The sequence below is a fragment of the Pseudomonas sp. GL-R-19 genome, assembly GCF_019956375.1.
In the GTDB taxonomy this organism is placed as follows: domain Bacteria; phylum Pseudomonadota; class Gammaproteobacteria; order Pseudomonadales; family Pseudomonadaceae; genus Aquipseudomonas.
The window spans coordinates 70,587-88,590 of record NZ_JAHBDJ010000021.1 but is presented as its reverse complement, the minus strand read 5'-3'; the positions used below and the strand labels follow the sequence as shown (position 1 = coordinate 88,590).

General features: G+C 59.2%; 20 protein-coding genes and 2 rRNA genes. 13 read left to right on the top strand and 9 right to left on the bottom strand.

Features of this window, described 5'->3' with window-relative positions:
* The 4 genes from KGA83_RS12675 to KGA83_RS12660 all read left to right on the top strand — a co-directional run.
* Positions 1-108: ribosomal RNA gene (locus tag KGA83_RS12675) — 23S ribosomal RNA — on the top strand; the annotation flags it as partial.
* A gap of 151 nt (positions 109-259) precedes the next feature.
* Positions 260-375: ribosomal RNA gene (rrf, locus tag KGA83_RS12670) — 5S ribosomal RNA — on the top strand.
* A 218-nt stretch (positions 376-593) separates the two neighbouring features.
* Entirely contained in the window at positions 594-1,520 is a 927-nt protein-coding gene (locus tag KGA83_RS12665; RefSeq protein WP_218432135.1) for a LysR substrate-binding domain-containing protein, read from the top strand.
* Positions 1,521-1,577: 57 nt separating this feature from the next.
* Positions 1,578-1,943, top strand: coding sequence for a 5-carboxymethyl-2-hydroxymuconate Delta-isomerase (locus tag KGA83_RS12660; protein ID WP_108218507.1), 366 nt, complete (start codon positions 1,578-1,580; stop codon positions 1,941-1,943).
* A 3-nt stretch (positions 1,944-1,946) separates the two neighbouring features.
* Here the strand turns inward: KGA83_RS12660 and KGA83_RS12655 are convergent, their stop codons facing one another.
* The 3 genes from KGA83_RS12655 to KGA83_RS12645 all read right to left on the bottom strand — a co-directional run bounded on the left by KGA83_RS12655 (position 1,947) and on the right by KGA83_RS12645 (position 5,115).
* Positions 1,947-2,885: a LysR family transcriptional regulator gene (locus tag KGA83_RS12655; protein ID WP_108218508.1), complete on the bottom strand. Its 939-nt coding sequence runs from the start codon at positions 2,883-2,885 to the stop codon at positions 1,947-1,949.
* A gap of 114 nt (positions 2,886-2,999) precedes the next feature.
* The gene (locus KGA83_RS12650; protein WP_108218509.1) at positions 3,000-3,917 is read right to left on the bottom strand and encodes a DMT family transporter; all 918 of its coding nucleotides are present in this window, start codon (positions 3,915-3,917) and stop codon (positions 3,000-3,002) included.
* Between the two features lie 13 nt (positions 3,918-3,930).
* Entirely contained in the window at positions 3,931-5,115 is a 1,185-nt protein-coding gene (locus KGA83_RS12645; protein WP_223529845.1) for a cyanate transporter, read from the bottom strand.
* A gap of 493 nt (positions 5,116-5,608) precedes the next feature.
* On the opposite strand from KGA83_RS12645, the gene KGA83_RS12640 reads away from it, so the two are divergent.
* The 6 genes from KGA83_RS12640 (at position 5,609) to KGA83_RS12615 (ending at position 12,153) form a co-directional block, all read left to right on the top strand.
* Positions 5,609-6,991: a glutamine synthetase family protein gene (locus KGA83_RS12640; RefSeq protein ID WP_223529844.1), complete on the top strand. Its 1,383-nt coding sequence runs from the start codon at positions 5,609-5,611 to the stop codon at positions 6,989-6,991.
* A 190-nt stretch (positions 6,992-7,181) separates the two neighbouring features.
* Positions 7,182-8,831 carry a phosphoethanolamine transferase gene (locus KGA83_RS12635; RefSeq protein ID WP_108218512.1) on the top strand — a complete coding sequence of 550 codons (1,650 nt, stop codon included), beginning with the start codon at positions 7,182-7,184 and terminating at the stop codon, positions 8,829-8,831.
* 72 nt (positions 8,832-8,903) lie between these two features.
* On the top strand, positions 8,904-9,554 hold the full coding sequence (locus tag KGA83_RS12630; RefSeq protein ID WP_108218513.1) for a class I SAM-dependent methyltransferase: 651 nt from the start codon (positions 8,904-8,906) through the stop codon (positions 9,552-9,554).
* 123 nt (positions 9,555-9,677) lie between these two features.
* Entirely contained in the window at positions 9,678-10,811 is a 1,134-nt protein-coding gene (rnd, locus tag KGA83_RS12625) for a ribonuclease D (protein ID WP_108218514.1), read from the top strand.
* A complete protein-coding gene (locus KGA83_RS12620) occupies positions 10,808-11,101 on the top strand; it encodes a YcgL domain-containing protein (protein ID WP_108218515.1) in 294 nt (97 codons plus the stop codon). The genes rnd and KGA83_RS12620 overlap by 4 nt, the downstream gene beginning before the upstream one ends.
* Positions 11,102-11,220: 119 nt before the next feature.
* Positions 11,221-12,153: a D-2-hydroxyacid dehydrogenase gene (locus tag KGA83_RS12615; RefSeq protein ID WP_108218516.1), complete on the top strand. Its 933-nt coding sequence runs from the start codon at positions 11,221-11,223 to the stop codon at positions 12,151-12,153.
* A 122-nt stretch (positions 12,154-12,275) separates the two neighbouring features.
* Here KGA83_RS12615 and KGA83_RS12610 read toward each other — a convergent pair whose 3' ends face one another.
* On the bottom strand, positions 12,276-12,869 hold the full coding sequence (locus KGA83_RS12610; RefSeq protein ID WP_095945370.1) for a nitroreductase family protein: 594 nt from the start codon (positions 12,867-12,869) through the stop codon (positions 12,276-12,278).
* A 164-nt stretch (positions 12,870-13,033) separates the two neighbouring features.
* Here KGA83_RS12610 and KGA83_RS12605 point away from each other — a divergent pair, with 164 nt between their 5' ends.
* Positions 13,034-13,483 (top strand): YcgN family cysteine cluster protein, encoded by a 450-nt coding sequence (locus KGA83_RS12605; RefSeq protein WP_108218518.1) that lies wholly within the window; start codon positions 13,034-13,036, stop codon positions 13,481-13,483.
* Between the two features lie 35 nt (positions 13,484-13,518).
* Positions 13,519-14,748, top strand: a complete 1,230-nt coding sequence (locus KGA83_RS12600; protein WP_115948109.1) for a hypothetical protein — start codon at positions 13,519-13,521, stop codon at positions 14,746-14,748.
* A gap of 113 nt (positions 14,749-14,861) precedes the next feature.
* Here the strand turns inward: KGA83_RS12600 and KGA83_RS12595 are convergent, their stop codons facing one another.
* The 4 genes from KGA83_RS12595 to KGA83_RS12580 form a co-directional block, all read right to left on the bottom strand.
* The gene (locus tag KGA83_RS12595) at positions 14,862-15,239 is read right to left on the bottom strand and encodes a DUF2892 domain-containing protein (protein WP_108218520.1); all 378 of its coding nucleotides are present in this window, start codon (positions 15,237-15,239) and stop codon (positions 14,862-14,864) included.
* Positions 15,240-15,319: 80 nt separating this feature from the next.
* Positions 15,320-15,790, bottom strand: a complete 471-nt coding sequence (locus tag KGA83_RS12590; protein WP_007993783.1) for an RNA methyltransferase — start codon at positions 15,788-15,790, stop codon at positions 15,320-15,322.
* Between the two features lie 197 nt (positions 15,791-15,987).
* Complete coding sequence (locus KGA83_RS12585) at positions 15,988-16,359, bottom strand: YajD family HNH nuclease (RefSeq protein ID WP_007898702.1); 372 nt, start codon at positions 16,357-16,359, stop codon at positions 15,988-15,990.
* Positions 16,360-16,408: 49 nt separating this feature from the next.
* Positions 16,409-17,095: a spermidine synthase gene (locus KGA83_RS12580; protein ID WP_223529843.1), complete on the bottom strand. Its 687-nt coding sequence runs from the start codon at positions 17,093-17,095 to the stop codon at positions 16,409-16,411.
* 95 nt (positions 17,096-17,190) lie between these two features.
* On the opposite strand from KGA83_RS12580, the gene KGA83_RS12575 reads away from it, so the two are divergent.
* Positions 17,191-17,481: a hypothetical protein gene (locus KGA83_RS12575; RefSeq protein ID WP_115948110.1), complete on the top strand. Its 291-nt coding sequence runs from the start codon at positions 17,191-17,193 to the stop codon at positions 17,479-17,481.
* Here KGA83_RS12575 and KGA83_RS12570 read toward each other — a convergent pair.
* Complete coding sequence (locus tag KGA83_RS12570) at positions 17,478-17,951, bottom strand: cyclic nucleotide-binding domain-containing protein (RefSeq protein WP_115948111.1); 474 nt, start codon at positions 17,949-17,951, stop codon at positions 17,478-17,480. The two genes, KGA83_RS12575 and KGA83_RS12570, sit on opposite strands and share 4 nt — an antisense overlap.
* Between the last annotated feature and the right edge of the window lie 53 nt (positions 17,952-18,004).

Below are 18,004 nucleotides of genomic sequence, written 5' to 3'. Positions count from 1 at the left end.
TTGAGTCCCCTGAAGGGCCGTCGAAGACTACGACGTTGATAGGTTGGGTGTGTAAGCGCTGTGAGGCGTTGAGCTAACCAATACTAATTGCCCGTGAGGCTTGACCATATAACACCCAAGCAATTTGACTACTCGAAAGAGCATCAGATTGCGGTGTGTGAAGACGCAATGAACCGAAAGTTCGACGCTCACAAAACACCGAAAGCTGTCACATACCCAATTTGCTGAAACGTTGAAAAACGCTTCAGTACCCGAATTTCTTGACGACCATAGAGCATTGGAACCACCTGATCCCATCCCGAACTCAGCAGTGAAACGATGCATCGCCGATGGTAGTGTGGGGTTTCCCCATGTGAGAGTAGGTCATCGTCAAGATTAAATTCCAAAACCCCTATCTGCGCACGCAGGTAGGGGTTTTGTTTTTGGCCGCAGGAAAGCGAAACTACTGCCCCAACCGCTCCAGCGTGTGCGTCAACGGTTCCAGCGACACACAGATAAACCCATCCGCGTCAGGCTGTTGGACCTGAGTCGGATAGACGGCAGTCGCGCCAGCTACCTAAACTGTCAGCAGGTTTGGACATCGGGGGCAGTGGATGAATCGCAACGAACTTCGCAAGGCGGATATCAACCTGATGGTGGTATTCGAAACACTGATGCTCGAGCGTAATGTCACTCGGGTGGCGGAGAAGCTGTTTCTCGGTCAGCCGACCATCAGTTCGGCGCTCAACCGCTTGCGTGCAATGTTCAATGATCCGCTGTTCATACGCGTCGGCCATCGCATGGAACCGACAGCGCGGGCAGAGGAGATCATCAAGCATCTGTCGCCGGCGCTGGACTCCTTGTCCGTAGCCTTGAGTCTGACCCATGATTTCGATCCGGCCAGCAGTACGATGACGTTCCGCATCGGTCTGTCCGACGATGTCGAGTTTGGTCTGTTGCCGCCATTGCTGCGAGTCTTGCGCCAGGAAGCGCCCAACGTGGTGTTTGTGGTGCAGCATGTCGATTACTGGCGGATTCCCGACTTGCTGGCGTCTGGTGATATCACGGTAGGTATCAGCCAGACCCGTGGCTTGCCGGCCAATGCCAAGCGCAAGTTGCTGCGGCACATCCAGCCCAGCATATTGCGCGCCGATGCTTCCGACACACCGCTGACCCTCGATGAATATTGCGCGCGACCACACGTGCTGGTGTCCCATACCGCCAACGTCAGTGGCTATGCCGACGAGTGGCTGGCAGATATCGGTCGCACGCGCCAGGTAGTGCTCTCGGTACCGCAATACAGTGCGTTGCCAGCCTTGCTCGCCGGGACGGACCTGATTGCCAGCCTGCCGGACTACACCGCCGAGGCGATGGCTGCATCGGGAATGCTGTTCAAGGAACCCTTTCCGTTCAAGACGCCGACCCTGGACCTGTCCATGGTCTGGCTCAGTCATGTCGACACCGACCCCGCCGAGCGTTGGTTACGCTCGCGCCTGGAGGCGTTCATGAGTGAGCGTGCCGTTTTGCCGCTGCCCGAATGAACAGGGCGACGCTGTGTTATATGTACGACCTGCCCCCCTACCTACAGGATCTGACTCATGCCTCACCTGCACATGGAATACACCGCCAACCTGACTGACTTGAATGCCGATGTGGCATTGATGCGGTTGAACAATACGTTGGTGGGCTCCGGTCAATTTTCTGCCGAATTTGACATCAAGAGCCGCGCGGTCATGGTCGAGACATTCAAGGTTGGCACGGCATTGGCTGAGCGGGCATTCGTGCATGTGAAGCTGGCGCTGCTGAGCGGTCGTTCCGCACAGATCAAGAAACAGCTCTCCGAAAGCCTGCTGGAGGTGGTTCAGGGCCTGTGTGAGTGGCCGACTGGCGTTGAAGTCCAGCTGTGCGTGGAAATTCTCGACATCGATCGCGATTCCTACAGCAAGACCGCCATCAGCAACTGAGTATCAGGCCGTTTCCTGCTCGACGCAGGCCTGGATCACTTGCTCTCGCAGCCAGGTGTTGGCGCTGTCCTGATCAACACCCTGGTTCCACTGCATGTCGAGGGTGAAACCCGGCAAGCCTTCGGGCGCTTCACAGTGATTGAAAGTGTCTGCACCGGCCAGCAATCGCTGGATGCGCCGGGGCAGGGTCAGGGCATAGTCGGTGCCGGTAATCAGCTTCAGCGCTGCACTGTAACTGTTGGCGCGTGCGACGATCTGGCGTTGTTGGCCCTGCTGCGCAAGCCAGCCGTCGACCATGTTGGTGGCGGACGTCCAGGGTGTCGGGAACACGTGTCGACGTTCGACATAGGTTTGCAGACTCAGGCGTGGTTCCGCCGGCGTGGCGCGTTTGTCGAAAACACACACCAGATCGTCTTCGAGCAGCGTCCGGGATTTGAAGTCGACATGACTGCGATGAAAGTGCGGGCCGAAGCACACCGCCAGGTCGAGGCTGCCGTCGCGCAACGCTTCGGCAGGGACATCGGCCTCGAGCTTGAACACATTGACCATCACTGGAAGCTCGGCGAGGTCGAAGCGTTTCAGCAGGCGCGGCAGGATCAACTGTTCGAAATATTCCGGTGCGCAGATGTTGAAGGTCACGGGTTTCAGGCCGGGGTCGAACGTGGGTGGGCCGGCGTGACACAGGTTGATGCTTTCGAGGACTTTCAGCGCGTGAGGGTACATCGCACCGGCCTTGCAGGTGGGCTGCATGCCGCCGGTACGGGTATTGATGAATAGCTCGTCCTCGAAACTGCGGCGCAGTTTTTTCAGGCAGTAACTCACCGTGGACTGGCTGATGCAAAGCGTCTCGGATACGCCGGTGACGCTGTTTTGCTCATACACGGCGACGAACACCATGAGGTCCTGCATGTCGAGTTTTCTGAGCGAATTACTGTTCAGCATCCATTGCGTCTCGCTGCGTCCCTTGCGCTGACCGTGCGCGAAGGTGAGCGAATGATCCTAGCGGAATGAGCGAGCAGGGAGAATGCCTTGCAGGACGTTTCGCCCAAGCCCGTGTCAGCCCTGGACCATCGCCGACACGGCGCGGCGGCTGGACATCAACAGCGCGAACATGCCGATGCCCACCAGCATTGCGCCGGCCAGTTCCAGCGGCAGGGGCATCTGGCGCCCCCATAGCCAGTGAAACAGGGTGATGAACAGCGTACTCAGGTAGATGTAGGAAATCACCGAGGACGGGGCGATCACGCCGATGGCCCGATGCAGCAGCCAAAACGTCGCCAGGGTGGCGAATACCGCCAGGTACATCAGCCAATAGAAATCGTTGAGCGTCAGCAATGATGCCGAGCGCCAACCGCCACTGAATCCACAGAACACCAGCAGAAACAGCGCCCCGAACAGCATGTTCCAGAACGTCATGGGCACCGGCCCACGCCCCTTGAGGCTGTTGGCTTTCAGGCGCTGGCTGAGGGGAGCGTAGAGCGCCATCGCCAGGCAACCGATGCCGTACACGGTCAACGCATACAGCGATGGCAACTCGCCGGGGCCGGTGCCTTTCATGATCAGCAAAACCGCCCCGGCAGCGGCGAGCAGCATCGGCACAATCCGTTGTTTCAGGCTGCTGTCAGGTGTTAGCACGGCCTCGAAAACCAGGGTCATCAGCGGCACCAGCGTGAACATCGTCCCGGTGTTGACGGCCGAGGTGTAGCGCAATGCTTCGAACAGCGAGCCGAAGTACAGCGCCAGCAGCAGGCCGAGCACCGCGTGACCGAGCAGCCCACGAGCGGTCATGATTGCATCGCCTTTTAGCAGCAACAGCGGCAGAAACACCAACGCACAAAACAGCAGGCGCAAACCGGTCAGCAGGATCGGGTCGATGGCCTGGCTGACTTGCGCCGCCGCGGAAAACGACGCGGCGATCAATAAGGCCCAAAGCAGCATGCTGGCGTGAGCGGCGGCGAAACCGATGGTTTTCATGGCAGGCTCCGGATCAATGGATGTGGCGGGTGTAGTGCCTTGGATTGAAGCGCAAAACCATCAACATCATCAGTGCCATGACCACTGTCAGCGACCACCAGGCCCATTCAAAGCTGCCGAGCCGGTCGCGGATTATCCCCGCCAGCAGCGGCGACAGGCCGGCGATCAAGTAGCCAATGCCTTGAACGAAGGCGGTCAGGCCACCAGCGCGCAAGGGATTGTCCAGGTGATCCAGCGATACGATCAGGCTCATCGGGAACAGGCCGCCAATGCCCAGCCCCAGCAGGCATGGCCACATCAGGCTCAAATATTGTGGGCTCAGAATCAATCCGCAGAAGCCAGCGATGATCAGTGCAAGCAATACCATCAGCACGACACGGCGGTCGGGGCTGCGATTGGCGATGACGGGCGTCAGCAGACCCGACAGCACTTCCATGGCGGTTAGAAATCCGAGCAGCAATCCGGCGTGCTGTTCGCTCCAGCCCTTTTCCACGTAGTACGGCGCCAGCCAGGCCAGGACACAGGTGTAGGACGCAGTGCCCAGACCAAAGAAAATCGCGAGTAACCACGCGCGGGAATTGGCGAAGAACGAACCATTACTGGAGGCCTTTGAATCCCGTGTCGGCATCTCCGCCCGTTGGGTTCCCCAGAGCAGCAATGCCAGCACGGCGAGAACCGCCCAGATCGCCAGACCCGTACGCCAGCTGCCGGTACCCTCCATCACCAGTGGCGCAAAGGAAGCGGCAATGGCGGCGCCGCCCATGATCGACGTGACATAGAGACCCATGCACAGGGCAACGTGGTCGCTGAAGCGGGATTTGATCAACGCTGGCATCAGCGCCTGGATCAGGGCGATCCCGATACCTGCCAGCACTGCGCTGAGGATCAACTCCGAGGCTGAATCAAGGAACAACCGCGAAAGCGTGGCCACACCGATGATCAGCAACGAGAACACCACCGTGCGCTGGTCGCCGAGTCGCTGACTGACGCGCAGGCCGACAAACATCGCCAGCCCCATGGCCATCACCGGCAACATGGTCAGCAGTGAAGCCAGGCTGAAGCTCAGCGGGATGTCGTCGCGAATCGCCGAGAGCAGCGGCCCGACAGCGGCCATTGACGGGCGCAGGTTCAGCGCAACCAGGACAATGCTGAACATCAGCCAGACGGCAGGGCGGGAGGTGACTCGGGTGTTTTCCATGAGCGGACCTTGAAGAATATGCAGGCGATTAACGCGCGCTCGACCCGAAGGGCGCAAATCAGAAAGTCCGGGGTGGTATTTAGAAATCAAATACAAGCCGCTTCCACAGGGGGCCCCCTGACAGTCAAATGTTTAGTCACGCCTTATCCAAGGTTCTTCAAATCCCGATTTAACGACTCAACCCATCGTGTGACGCTGCAGGTCACCTGTTTTCTGCGGTTCTCTTTATGGACGGTTGGCCAGTCGCAATCCACTTCAAGGCATCCATCGACGCGCGAGCGTCGAGCCTTGGTCGTCGATTCACGCCCGCCACCGCGCCAAACCTCTCTGCACTTCCATCTGAACTGACCTTCTGGGCGCTATGGCATTGCCGTCATGCGCGCCCGCCGGACTCCTGCTTTTTCCGCTGATTGTTCCTATCTAATCCGGTTGATGCCGGGATCAAGTTCGGGTGCTTTTGCGTACCCGTCTGACACGGAAAAAGAGAATTCCCATGAGTTGTGCCACGACCTCGTTTGCCACCATGCTTGAAGCCCAGACATTTCTGGAGCAGAACCCGGACATTGAAATGTTCGAGCTGTTCATCCTCGACAACAACGCAGTACCGCGCGGCAAACTGCTGCATCGTGACGAGTTGCTGGCGGTATATGAAAGCGGGCGGCCATTGCCGAGCACCATCCTCGGCCTGACCATCAATGGCGATGACGTGGAGAACTCCGGGCTGGTCTGGGATGTCGGGGATATCGACTGCCGGGCCTACCCGATCAGCGGCAGCCTCACGCGTATGCCGTGGCGTCTGATACCGACCGCAGCCGTGCAGGTCAGCATGCACCCGACGCAAGGCATGCCCGCCACCGTTGCCGATCCCCGTCATTTGCTGGTGAAAGTCATCGAAGGCTTGCAGGTTGACGGTTATTACCCGGTCATGGCGGCGGAATTGGAGTTCTACCTGCTGGATCAGCAACGTGACAGCAATGGCCGACCGCAACCGGCACGGGATGTCGATGGCGGGCGTCCGCGCGGTACTCAGGTCTATGGTTTGCGCGAGCTTGAGCAGATCGAACCGTTCCTGGCTGATCTCTATAACGCCTGCAAGCTCCAGGGGATTCCAGCGCGCACGGCCATTTCCGAATACGCGCCGGGGCAAGTGGAAATCACCCTCGAACACCGCACCGACGCATTACAGGCAATGGACGAAGCGGTGCGTTACAAGCGTCTGGTCAAGGGGGTGGCGCACAAGCACGGCATGACCGCCTGCTTCATGGCCAAGCCTTTCGATGACCTGGCCGGCACCGGGATGCACATGCACGTGAGCCTGGCCGACAAGGACGGCAACAACCTTTTCGCCAGCGAAGCCCCGGATGGCACGCCACTGCTCAAGCAGGCCGTCGCAGGCATGCTTGGCACCCTGCTCGATTCGCTGTTGCTGTTCTGCCCCAACGCCAACTCTTACCGTCGATTCCAGGCCAACAGCTATGCGCCTCTGGCGGCAACCTGGGGTGTGGACAATCGCACCGTGAGTTTGCGCGTACCGGGCGGGCCGGCGTATTCCCGGCACATCGAACATCGAATTTGTGGCGCCGACGCCAACCCCTATCTGGCGGCTGCGGCGATTCTGGCCGGTATTCATCGCGGTATCCGCGAACGACTCGACCCTGGTGCGCCAGTGGAGGGCAATGGCTACGCCCAGGCTGCGAAGCTGTTGCCGACAGACTGGCTGATCACATTGCGATCACTGGAAGGTTCGAGCTGGGCCAGGGAAGCGTTCGGCGAGGAATTCCTCGGTGTCTACCTGGCGGTGAAACGCGCCGAATATCGCCAATTCATGGGGGAGGTCGGTGAGCAGGACTGGCGCTGGTATTTGCACCAGGCTTGAGTCGATGCTGAACCGGAGCTGAAACCTTCTCAAATAGTCTGAAAGTCTCAGGCTGGTTTTATAAGCCAACTAATTGTTGGCTTCTTTTTCACAAAAAATTGATGGTTGGCTACCTAAAATTAGAGCTGTCTCGGTCAATGAAATTTTCACATTTACCGAAGGCACTTATTTACAGGACCCGCCGAACCTCATGCTTAAGATTAAAGCCGTGCGCCCCGAATGGGTGACACTGATTGCCAGTGCACTTTTATTAGTTGGCTTCAATTTTGTGCTCTGGCAACACCTGTTCGAAATCACCACGTCCGATGGCAAAGGCATCGTCATGCGCGTGGCCTTTGGGATGATGATCTTCGCGGCCTTCAATATTGTGCTGACCCTGCTGGCGTTCCGGCCGGTGCTCAAGCCGGTCCTGACCCTGCTGTTCATGATCAGCGCAGGCGTGGCGTATTTCATGAGCCAGTATGGTGTTCTGATCGACACCGGCATGTTGCGTAACTTCGCTGAAACCAATGCCACGGAAGTGCGCGACTTACTGTCGCTAAAGATGTTTGTTTATATTGCACTGCTCGGCGTTTTACCGACTTGGTTGTTGTGGAAGACGCCGATTGATTATCGTCGTTGGCACCGTGAACTACTCAGTAAAGTCCTGGTGATTTTTTTCTCGGCAGCGGTCATTGGTGGTGTTGCACTGGTTAACTATCAAGGCCTGTCTTCGCTGTTTCGCAATCACCACGAGTTGCGCCTGATGGTGGTGCCAAGCAACTACATTGGTGCCTCGGCTGGTTTATTGCGCGAGAAAGTAGCGACTGCACGGCAACCCTTTGTCAAAATCGGTGAAGATGCCCAGCGCAATCCGGCCTGGCAAACTCACGGGCGCAAATCCCTGACGGTTCTTGTCGTGGGTGAAAGTGCCCGGGCGGAGAACTTCGGCATCCTTGGCTACAGCCGCGACACCACGCCGAAACTGAGTAAGGAAGATGGCCTGATCGCCTTCACCGATGTGCATTCCTGCGGGACTGAAACCGCCGTATCGGTGCCTTGCATGTTTTCCAATATGGGGCGCAAGGACTACAACGCCAGCAAGGCAAAGAACGAAGAAGGCCTGCTGGATGTGCTCAAGCATGCGGGTATCGACGTGATCTGGCGTGACAACCAGTCAGGCTGCAAAGGTACGTGCGATCGCGTCACTATTGAAGACGTCAGCAATCTGAAAGATCCGGCGCTGTGCGCCAACAGTGAATGCCGTGACGAAATCCTGCTGCAGGGACTGCAACATTTCATCGATACCCTGGACAAGGACACTGTATTGGTATTGCACCAGATGGGCAGCCACGGTCCGGAGTACTTCAAGCGTTATCCGAAAGCGTTCGAGCGCTTCACCCCGGTTTGCGAGAGTAATGCCCTGAACAATTGCAGTCGCGAAAGTATCGTCAACGGCTACGATAACACCCTGGTATATACCGACCATGTACTGTCGACCTTGATCGATCTGTTGCGCAGTAACCAGGACAAAGTGGATACCGCGATGCTGTATCTGTCGGACCACGGCGAGTCCCTGGGTGAATACAACTTGTTCCTCCACGGCACGCCTTACATGCTCGCACCCGAGCAGCAAAAGCATGTAGCCATGTTTGCGTGGTTCTCCGACAGCTATAAAAAGTCGTTTGCGGTAGATACCCGTTGCCTGCAACAGAGTCGTGAAAAGCCCCTGAGCCAGGACAACCTGTTTCATTCGATGCTTGGCCTGCTGGAGGTCAACAGCAAGGTCTACAACCAGGATCTGGACATGTTTGCCGGATGTCGTGGTCCAGTGGTCGACGGTGTGTTGGCCAAAGAATGAGTGCTCCGGCTTTGTTTCACGCGGCGGCCGCCGACTTGCGGCCTGTAGAACCTTCATCAAGAGCCATTGCACATGTCCGCTCAGCCTCCATCCGCCATCGAGCTTGAGATTGCCCGACGCTACGACCGGGAGCACGCGCGCGTCTGCCTTCAGCCGCAAGCGCCGGGCCTGGCCGGGCGTCTGGCGCTTTGGCGCGAGGAACGTCTGGTGCGCAATGCGCTCAAGGTCGCCGGCGAGCCGGGCCTGATCCTTGATGTGGCCTGCGGTGTGGGGCGTTTCTGGTCGGTGCTGGCCGAGCATGCGAATCGGGTGATTCTCGCGACAGATCCGTCTCAAGACATCCTTGATCACGCCCGCACCCATCACCCTCAGAGTCTATTGAAGCGGGTCAAGACCTTTCAAAGTTCCGCGTTCTCGATTGGCTTGTCCGAGAACGCGGTTGACTGCATTTTTTGCATGCAACTGTTTCAATACCTGACTAACCCGGAACATCGCCTGGCGATGCTTGGCGAGTTTTACCGGGTCAGTCGCGATACGGTGATTGTCGCGGTGCGCCTCGACGGTCGTTTCAAGGCCGCGCGCTCACGTGTGGAAGGGCCATTACCGGGCAAAACCGAGGTGGAAAGCGAGTTCAGGCAGGCGGGTTTCCGTTTGCTCAGCCATCAGGACTTTTTCCCCGGTTGCGCGCGGATGCGGATCTACGTGCTGGGTAAGACCAGCTAGCCCGGCTTTGTAGGACTATTCTGTATGTCACGCAGTAATTTTCGCTAACGCTCTTGTTCAGTGGATGCGCGGAAATCGCCGGGGGCGATATATACTGCGCGCCATTCTTCAAGGGAGAGCCGTGTGGCCATCGATATTCACTGGATTCGCGACAACGATAGCCTCGGACGGTTGTGTGCCGAGTGGCAGCAGTTGCCATTCGTTGCCCTCGACACCGAATTCATGCGGGTCGACACCTTCTACCCAATCGCCGGCCTGCTGCAGATCGGTGATGGCGTTCGCGCCTATCTGATCGACCCGCTGACCATCGACAACTGGCAACCATTGGCCGCGTTGCTGGAAAACCCGGCGGTGGTCAAAGTAGTCCACGCGTGCAGCGAAGACCTCGAAGTCCTGCTACGCCTGACCGGCAGCCTGCCGGCTCCACTGTTCGATACCCAACTGGCTGCCGCTTACCTGAACCTCGGTTTTTCCATGGGCTATTCGCGGCTGGTGCAGGAAGTGCTCGGCATTGACCTGCCCAAGGGTGAAACCCGTTCCGACTGGCTGCAACGTCCGCTTTCCGAAACCCAGATCAGCTATGCCGCCGAAGATGCCGTGCATTTGGCTGAAGTCTTCGTAAAGCTGCGTCCAAAGCTGTCAGACGACAAATACGCCTGGGTCCTGGAAGACGGCGCCGAACTGGTGGCCAACCTGCGCCGCGAGATCGATCCGTACGAGGTCTATCGCGATGCCAAGCTGGCCTGGAAGCTGTCTCGCGCCCAGCTCGCCGTTTTGCGTGAGCTCTGCGCCTGGCGCGAAAAGGAAGCCCGCGCCCGTGACCTGCCGCGCAACCGGATTATCCGCGAGCATTCGTTGTGGCCATTGGCGCGCACGCAACCGGACAACCTCGGTGCCCTGGCGAAAATCGAAGACATGCACCCGCGTACCGTGCGTCAGGACGGTGAGTTTCTGCTTGATCTGATCAAGCGCTCTGGCAGTGTGTCGCCTGATCAATGGCCACCAGCCGTGCCGGAGCCATTGCCGGTGGACGCTGCCGTACTACTCAAACAGATGAAAGCCATCGGCCAGGCCGAAGCCGAGCGCCTGAACATTGCGCCGGAACTGATGCTGCGCAAGAAAACCCTGGAAGCGCTGCTCAAGAGCGGCTTTCCCAATGGTCCCTACCAATTGCCTGATTCGCTGCGTGGCTGGCGCCGCGAATTGATGGGCCAGGCGCTGCTCGACAGCCTGGCCACCGCCGGAGAACAGCCTTGAAACGTATTTGCTCCATCTACCGCAGCTCGAAGAGAAACGAAATGTACCTGTATGTGCTCAAGAGCGATGCTCTGGAGCGCGTGCCAGATCCCCTGATGGCAGCCTTCGGCAAGGCCATCCACGCGTTCGACCTGGTGCTGAGCCCCGAACGCAAGCTGTCGCGCGAGGACATCACGGTCGTGCTGGAAAACCTCGACAAACAGGGTTATCACCTGCAAATGCCGCCTGCCGAAGACGAGTACATCGAGCACCTGCCGGAAGAATTGTTGCGTCGCAACGATCCGATGTGAACGGCAGACAGGCTCTGTTAAGAGTGGTTATGAAACACTGATTGATTTTTGCGATGGCAGCATCGACGGAGCACCGCTCTGTCGGCGGCCGTCTGCACCGTTTTTGAAAGGTTTGAAGCATGCGCGTCCTGATTGCTGAACACGACCACCCCGTGTACGCCCAACTGTTGCGCGAGGCGGCACCGGACCTGGAGGTGCTGACCAGCGGTGATTCCGCCGAACTGGCCAGCCAGGCCGCCGATTGCCCGGTGTGGCTCGGCCAGCCAGATTTGCTGGCGACCCTGTTACGCCAGGGCCATCAGCCGCAATGGCTGCAATCGACCTGGGCCGGCATCACGCCGCTGCTGGCCGATGGCTTGCCGCGGCACTATCGCCTGACGCGTGCCGTCGGCATCTTCGGCCAGGTCATGGCCGAGTACGTGCTCACGTATATGCTCGGTCACGAACGCGAAGTGCTGGCGCGACTGGTCAGCCAGGTCGAGCGCAAATGGGACAGCCGCCATGGCCAGAGCCTGGCGGGGCGTAAGGTGCTGATCGTCGGTACGGGCGATATCGGTCAAAGTGTCGCGCAGTTCCTCGTGCCGTTCGGCGTCCAGTTGTATGGCGTTGCCAGCAGCGCGCGGGAACAGGCCCCGTTTATCGAAGTCGGTTCACTGGCGGATTTGCCGCGGCTGGTCGGTGAAGTCGATTACGTGGTCAATCTGCTGCCGAACACGCCGGACACCCACGATATCTACGACGCGGCGTTGTTCAAGCAATTCAAGCCGAGCGGATTGTTCATCAACGCCGGGCGCGGTGTGGCGGTGGTCGATGCGGATCTGGTGGATGCCTTGAAGGAAGGGCATCTGGCGGGTGCGGTGATCGACGTGTGCCGTCAGGAGCCGTTACCCCAGCGTCATCCATTCTGGACAGCCTGGGGCCTGCTGCTGACCGGCCACAGCTCGGCACCGACTTCGCCTTCGATGATGGTGAAGCTGTTTGTCGAGAACCTGCGGGCGTATCAGGCGGGAGAGGCGTTGCGCGGGGAAGTGGATTTCGATCGCGGTTACTGAAATCACCACTACCCAATGTGGGAGCGAGCCTGCTCGCGATAGCGGTGTGTCATTCGCATTAACGTTGACTGACACGACCTCATCGCGAGCAGGCTCGCTCCCACAGGGTTTTGTGGTGTGGCTTAGAGGGTGAAATCGCCTTCAGCCGCCAACTCGCTCAATGGGCGACGCGGGCTGGGTTCTTCACGGGCTTGCAGGTAATCCGCCAGGCTTGCCTTGTCCCCCAGCTTGCCCACCGCGACGGCGGCGTGCAGGGCGTAGCCTTCAGGAATGTTCAGCTCCTTGCGGGTCAGTTCCTGGTCGAAACCGGCCATGCCATGGGTGTGCCAGCCGCTCAGGCTTGCTTGCAAGGCCAGGTGACCCCAGGCGGAACCGGTGTCGAAGGTGTGCCACAGGGCCGGGGTTTCTTCACTGGCGCCAGGCGCGGTGAAGGTGGTTTTCGAAATCACGATCACCAGGGCCGAAGCATGTTGCGCCCAGCTGCGGTTGAATTCGTTCAGCAGGCCCAGGTAACGCTCCCAGTTCGGCGTGTCGCGACGTGCGTACAGGAAGCGCCAGGGTTGCGAGTTGTAGGCCGAGGGTGCCCAGCGGGCGGCTTCGAAGAAGCTCAGCAGGGTTTCCTCTGGAATCGTTTCGCCAGTGAAGGCGCGGGGCGACCAGCGATCGGTGAACTGAGGGTGAATGGCGTAATCGGCAACGCGTGGGTTGGCACTCATCAAGAGATTCCTTGCTACGTTTGAAAGTGGGAGCGACGCAAAACCCTACTTGGCAGCGCAAAAACTGACAAGCCCGTTCTACCGACAGTCGCCAATGCTTGGCCCGCGGGCGTTCGGGCACTAGACTGGCGGCCTTTTCACCACCTGATGTCGATACTCGAACCATGGCCGCCAAAGTAGAACCGTTCTGGATACGCAAGACCCTCGATCAACTCGATCGGGAGGAGTGGGAGTCGCTGTGCGACGGCTGTGGATTGTGCTGCCTGCAAAAGCTCGAAGACGAAGACGACAACAGCGTTTATTACACGCGCATCGCCTGTAAATTGCTGGACCTGAAAACCTGCCAGTGCACGGATTATCCCAACCGTCGTGACTCTGTGCCGGACTGTATCCAGCTCACGCCGGGCAAGGCCGACGAATTCAAATGGCTGCCGCCGACCTGCGGCTATCGCCTGGTCAGCGAAGGCAAGGACCTTCCGTTGTGGCATCACCTGGTGTGCGGTGATCGCGATGCTGTGCATCACGAGAGGATTTCCCAGTCCGGGCGCATGCTCGCCGAAGGCAGCGTGCCGGAAGATGATTGGGAAGATCACCTGATTTTCCGCGCCGGCTGATTGCCCAAGGTTCAACGTTTCACGAAGGAGTGTGTATGGCTGTGGGATGGCGGCAGGCGTGTGTCGTTGGACTACTGGTCGTGAATTCGCCTGTATGGGCAGCGAACAAGGTCAATCTGGATTATCACGTGCGCCTGTTACCCCAGAGCGATCAGGCCGAAGTGCGCCTGACGCTCGCCCAGGGTTCGGCGGTACGCAGCCTGGATTTCGACCTCGGCGACGGCAGCCACTACAGCGATTTCAAGGCCGACGGCCAATGGCAACTGACCCCTGGCAAAGCGGCGCGCGGCATCTGGCGTCCGACGGCCGACAAAGCCAGCCTGACTTACCGTGTGAATATCAACCACGGGCGCAAGAGCGGCAGCTTCGACACGCGCATGACACCAAAATGGGTGTTGATGCGCGGCGACGATCTGGTGCCGGCTGCCAGACTCGATCAACAGGACGGCATCGAACTGGTTTCGCGCCTTGAATTCGAGCTGCCCGGTGGCTGGAAAAGCGTTGAAACCGCTTGGCCACGAATCGGCCTGAATAAATTCCGTATCGACAACCCTTCCCGATTGTTCGACCGACCCACGGGCTGGATGCTCGCCGGCCAGCTCGGTAGCCGCCGTACTCGTCTGGGCGAGACTGAAGTGACCGTCGCCTCGCCACTGGGGCAGGGTATGCGCCGCATGGATGTGCTGACCCTGCTGACCTTCGTCTGGCCACAAGTGCAGGCGCTGTATCCGCGACACCCTGGCAAACTGCTGATCGTCGGGGCCAATGATCCGATGTGGCGCGGCAGCCGGTCGGCGCACGAGTCGATCTATCTCAACAGTCACCTGCCGTTGGTCAGCGAAAGCGGCACCAGTGCGCTGGTTCGTGAGTTGGCCCAGGTGTTCGGGCGGATCAACGGCACGCAGCGCAGTGACTGGATCAATGAAGGCTTTGCCGAGTATTACGCCATCGAACTGGTGCGCCGGGCGGGCGGCATGAGTGATGAACGCTACGAGAGCCTGCACGGCAGACTGGTCAAGAGCAGCCAGAAAGTCACCACGCTGCGCGGTGAACAGATCACAGCGGTTCAGGTGGCCAGGGCGGTGGTGTTGCTGCAGGAGCTGGATCGCGAGATTCGCCTGAAAACCCACAACAAGCGTTCGCTGGACGACGTATTGCGCGGGGCGATGCGGCTGGGGGATATCGATACCAAGGCATTTGTTCAGCTCAGCGAGAGCGTGATCGATGGTTCTTCCAAGGTGCTCAGTACCGAGTTGCTTCAGTAGCACCGCCATTCGCTGGCAAGCCAGCTCCTACATTGGTTTTGTGTACGGCACAGATCACATGTAGGAGCTGGCTTGCCAGCGAAGAGGCCGGTTGCCTCAGCACAATTCCAGGATCAAACCCCGGCTTTCGGCGACTTCAACGAATCATTGCCGGTAACGGTCGCAGTTTTGGTCGCCGCTTCGGCATTGGCCTTCAGCGTCTTCAAGTCTTCACCCGCCCGCTGGATTTTCGCCCGCACGTTGTTCATGTCCTGACGGCCTTTCTCCAGCAGGCTTTTCGCCGAGCTGTGGCCGGTAATGCCGCGCGCCAGGGCCACGCCGCCGATGGCCACCTGGATCAGGCCAAAGATCCCGCCACGACGCAGGCCCTTGCCCACCATCACCACGCCGCCGGCCAGGGAGCCGATGCGTTCCCAGCCCTGCACGTTTTGCTCGGAGGGGCTCTGGAACGGGGTGGATTCGATACGCTCGACGCGTTTGAGTTCGCTCATGGTCTGTCTCCAGGCTTGGGGGATCGATAGTCAAGCTGACCGCCTGGGCGGGCAGCTCGTTCAATCGGATGTGCGGCGATTCAGCGGAATTTTGGCCCCGATCGGGTATTGAGCCCCTTGGACATGCGGTCGTAGAGCACGACGTTGACCGTGGCGGCCAGGTTCATGCAACCGGTGGTAGGAATGTAGACCACGTCTTCGCACCAGTCGCGAATCTCTTTATCCAGCGATCCGTCTTCCGGGCCGAAGATGTAGAGCGCGCGATCCGGGTGAGTGTATTCCGGCAACGGGCGCGCGCCCTCGACCAGCTCCACGGCGACCGGCACGCAGTTGAGCGGCAGGATCTTCTTCAGGTCGTCGATGCCGATCAGCGGGATGTCGTAGTGCACGCGCTTGGTATCGGTGACGAAGTCGGCGGCGCGCTCATAGCGCTTGCCGGTGTAGAACACCGACGCCACGCCATAACAGCCAGCGGCGCGCATCACCGAACCGACGTTCTCCGGTGATTTGGGGTTATACAAACCAATGCAGCTGTACCGTTTGTCTGCCACGAGCGGGGTGCCTTTCGGGAAAAAAGCGCGATTATACGGGGATTGGGGCAGGGGTGGTCAGTTTGAGATTGGTGGTGTCTGAGCGATTGCTATCGCGAGCAGGCTCGCTCCCACAATTGACCGAGGTGTCCAGACGGACGCAGAACAATGTGGGAGCGAGCCTGCTCGCGAAGGGGCCGGTTCAGGTACCGAAGACTTCAGTCTTCTTTTTTCATGAGGCCCGCCAACGCCGCAAATGGATTATGCGTGGCCTTGGCGATTTTCGGTGTGCTCAACGAGCCTTCGTCGAAATACTGCTGGTCGGTATACCGCGAGTGTTCGTTATCGTGACAGTACAGGCACAACAACTCCCAGTTCGAGCCGTCCTGCGGGTTGTTGTCATGGTTGTGGTCGCGGTGGTGCACGGTCAGTTCGCTCAGGCGCTTGCCGGAGAACTCACGGGCGCAGCGGCCACAGACGTGCGGGTACATCTTCAGGGCTTTGTCGCGGTAGCCCATTTCCTTGTCGCGCTGGTTGTCGGCGAGGATGCGATCCAGCTTCGAAGTGTTGGTCGGGGTGGACGAACTCATGGGTTCACCTTTGTAAAATGACTAATGACGGTATTAAGCGAAGTTTAGCTCAGCCCTTGAGCTTCTCGGCAATCCAGATGGTGTGGCGGGTGCCCTTGTTGCCATGGGCGAAGACCTGCACTTCTTCGGCCTTGAAACCGGCTTTCTTCAGTTTGTCGGAAAAATGCCGGTCAGCGCTGGCCGACCAGACCGCCAGTACACCTTTGGGTCTCAGGGCCTTGGCGCAGGCACTGAGGCCGCCGGCAGAGTACAGCCAGCTGTTGGCTTTCTGAGTCAGGCCTTCGGGGCCGTTGTCGACGTCGAGCATGATCGCATCGAAACCCTGGGGCTCGGCCTGCAGGACTTTGGCCACGTCTTCCATGCGAATCACGGTCCGCGGGTCTTGAAGCGGGTTTCCGGCTTTCTCGCCAAGTGGCCCGCGATTCCATTCCACAACCCCAGGCACTAATTCGGCGACCACTACTTCGGCGGTCTTGCCCAGGTGCTTGAGCGCCGAAGCGAGGGTGAAGCCCATGCCCAGGCCGCCGATGAGCACCCGTAAATTCGGTCGACCGGCGACTTTGCGACACGGGATCTCGGCCAGGGCATCTTCGGAGCCATGCATGCGTGTGTTCATCAATTGTCCGCCATCGCCGCCCTGGATCTTGATGACAAAATCCTCGCCGTATTCGAACAGGCACAGGGCGCCGCCGTTTTCAGGAATGGCGGTGGTGTCCAGCAGAACGAAACGTTTCATGGGGCTCACTTGAAGAAAATTGGCAGAACACGGGAGGGCAAACAGACGCAGTTGGGAGTAGCCTGTTTATGACGACAAGGTCAACGGAGCCATTGATGAAGCGCACCATTCTAACGGTCATTGCCCTGGCCGCGCTCTCGATAACTGCAGTGCAGGCTCAACAGCTGCAATCGATTCCCGTCAGCCCCGCGCCGATACCCGGTTCGCCCGGCACCGCGACGCCCACGCCGTACCCGCAAATCAGCCCGGCGCCTTTGCCTCGAGTCGGCCCCGGCAGTAGCGGTCCGCCGTTGGTGCCGATTGAAATGCCGAGCCCGCCGACCAAAGACCAGCCGATACCGGGTCTTGCGCCCAATCCGCCGAAACCCAAGTCGCCGGGTGGCTAGACCTGCTGCGAAAGCAGTTGGCCGTCGGCCATGCGCAGGCGTCTGGACAGGGATACGGCGAGGGCACGGATGATCTTGGCGGCGATTTTCGGTGCGTCGTTGAGCATCTTTTCCAGCGAGTCCTTGCCCAGGTTGAGCAACTGGCAGTTGCTTGCGGCCACACAACTGGCCGAGCGCCGTTCGCCGTCGAGCACGGCCATTTCGCCGAACGAGCGGCCGCTGCGCAACGTGGCGATGGTGACGCGTTGCCCGTCGGCGGTGGTTTTCTGCACTGCCACCTGACCGGTGTGGATGATGCACATGAAGCTGCCGGCATCACCCTCCTGGAAGATTTCCTCGCCCTGGGCAATGGTGCTGATACTGAAGTAGCCCGAAGCCGCGACGAAGTCCGCCGGCAGCAGCTGATTGAACAGGCCGCAATCCATCAGCCAGTCGCGAATTTCGTTGTTCAGAAAGGTTGGTTCAGGCATGTCGTCACGGTCTTTAGTGTTGTGTCGGCTTCCTGTGTCCGGAACTATGACCC

Bases quoted from the DNA above. Each gene is read 5' to 3' on its own strand.
- KGA83_RS12615 (WP_108218516.1), top strand. From the start codon at position 11,221: ATGCGCGTCCTGATTGCTGAACACGACCACCCCGTGTACGCCCAACTG.
- KGA83_RS12645 (WP_223529845.1), bottom strand. From the start codon at position 5,115: ATGGAAAACACCCGAGTCACCTCCCGCCCTGCCGTCTGGCTGATGTTC.
- KGA83_RS12595 (WP_108218520.1), bottom strand. From the start codon at position 15,239: ATGAGCGAACTCAAACGCGTCGAGCGTATCGAATCCACCCCGTTCCAG.
- KGA83_RS12660 (WP_108218507.1), top strand. From the start codon at position 1,578: ATGCCTCACCTGCACATGGAATACACCGCCAACCTGACTGACTTGAAT.
- KGA83_RS12635 (WP_108218512.1), top strand. From the start codon at position 7,182: ATGCTTAAGATTAAAGCCGTGCGCCCCGAATGGGTGACACTGATTGCC.
- KGA83_RS12655 (WP_108218508.1), bottom strand. From the start codon at position 2,885: ATGCTGAACAGTAATTCGCTCAGAAAACTCGACATGCAGGACCTCATG.
- KGA83_RS12580 (WP_223529843.1), bottom strand. From the start codon at position 17,095: ATGAAACGTTTCGTTCTGCTGGACACCACCGCCATTCCTGAAAACGGC.
- KGA83_RS12610 (WP_095945370.1), bottom strand. From the start codon at position 12,869: ATGAGTGCCAACCCACGCGTTGCCGATTACGCCATTCACCCTCAGTTC.
- KGA83_RS12650 (WP_108218509.1), bottom strand. From the start codon at position 3,917: ATGAAAACCATCGGTTTCGCCGCCGCTCACGCCAGCATGCTGCTTTGG.
- KGA83_RS12640 (WP_223529844.1), top strand. From the start codon at position 5,609: ATGAGTTGTGCCACGACCTCGTTTGCCACCATGCTTGAAGCCCAGACA.
- KGA83_RS12585 (WP_007898702.1), bottom strand. From the start codon at position 16,359: ATGAGTTCGTCCACCCCGACCAACACTTCGAAGCTGGATCGCATCCTC.
- KGA83_RS12570 (WP_115948111.1), bottom strand. From the start codon at position 17,951: ATGCCTGAACCAACCTTTCTGAACAACGAAATTCGCGACTGGCTGATG.
- KGA83_RS12665 (WP_218432135.1), top strand. From the start codon at position 594: ATGAATCGCAACGAACTTCGCAAGGCGGATATCAACCTGATGGTGGTA.
- KGA83_RS12605 (WP_108218518.1), top strand. From the start codon at position 13,034: ATGGCCGCCAAAGTAGAACCGTTCTGGATACGCAAGACCCTCGATCAA.
- KGA83_RS12575 (WP_115948110.1), top strand. From the start codon at position 17,191: ATGAAGCGCACCATTCTAACGGTCATTGCCCTGGCCGCGCTCTCGATA.
- KGA83_RS12630 (WP_108218513.1), top strand. From the start codon at position 8,904: ATGTCCGCTCAGCCTCCATCCGCCATCGAGCTTGAGATTGCCCGACGC.
- KGA83_RS12600 (WP_115948109.1), top strand. From the start codon at position 13,519: ATGGCTGTGGGATGGCGGCAGGCGTGTGTCGTTGGACTACTGGTCGTG.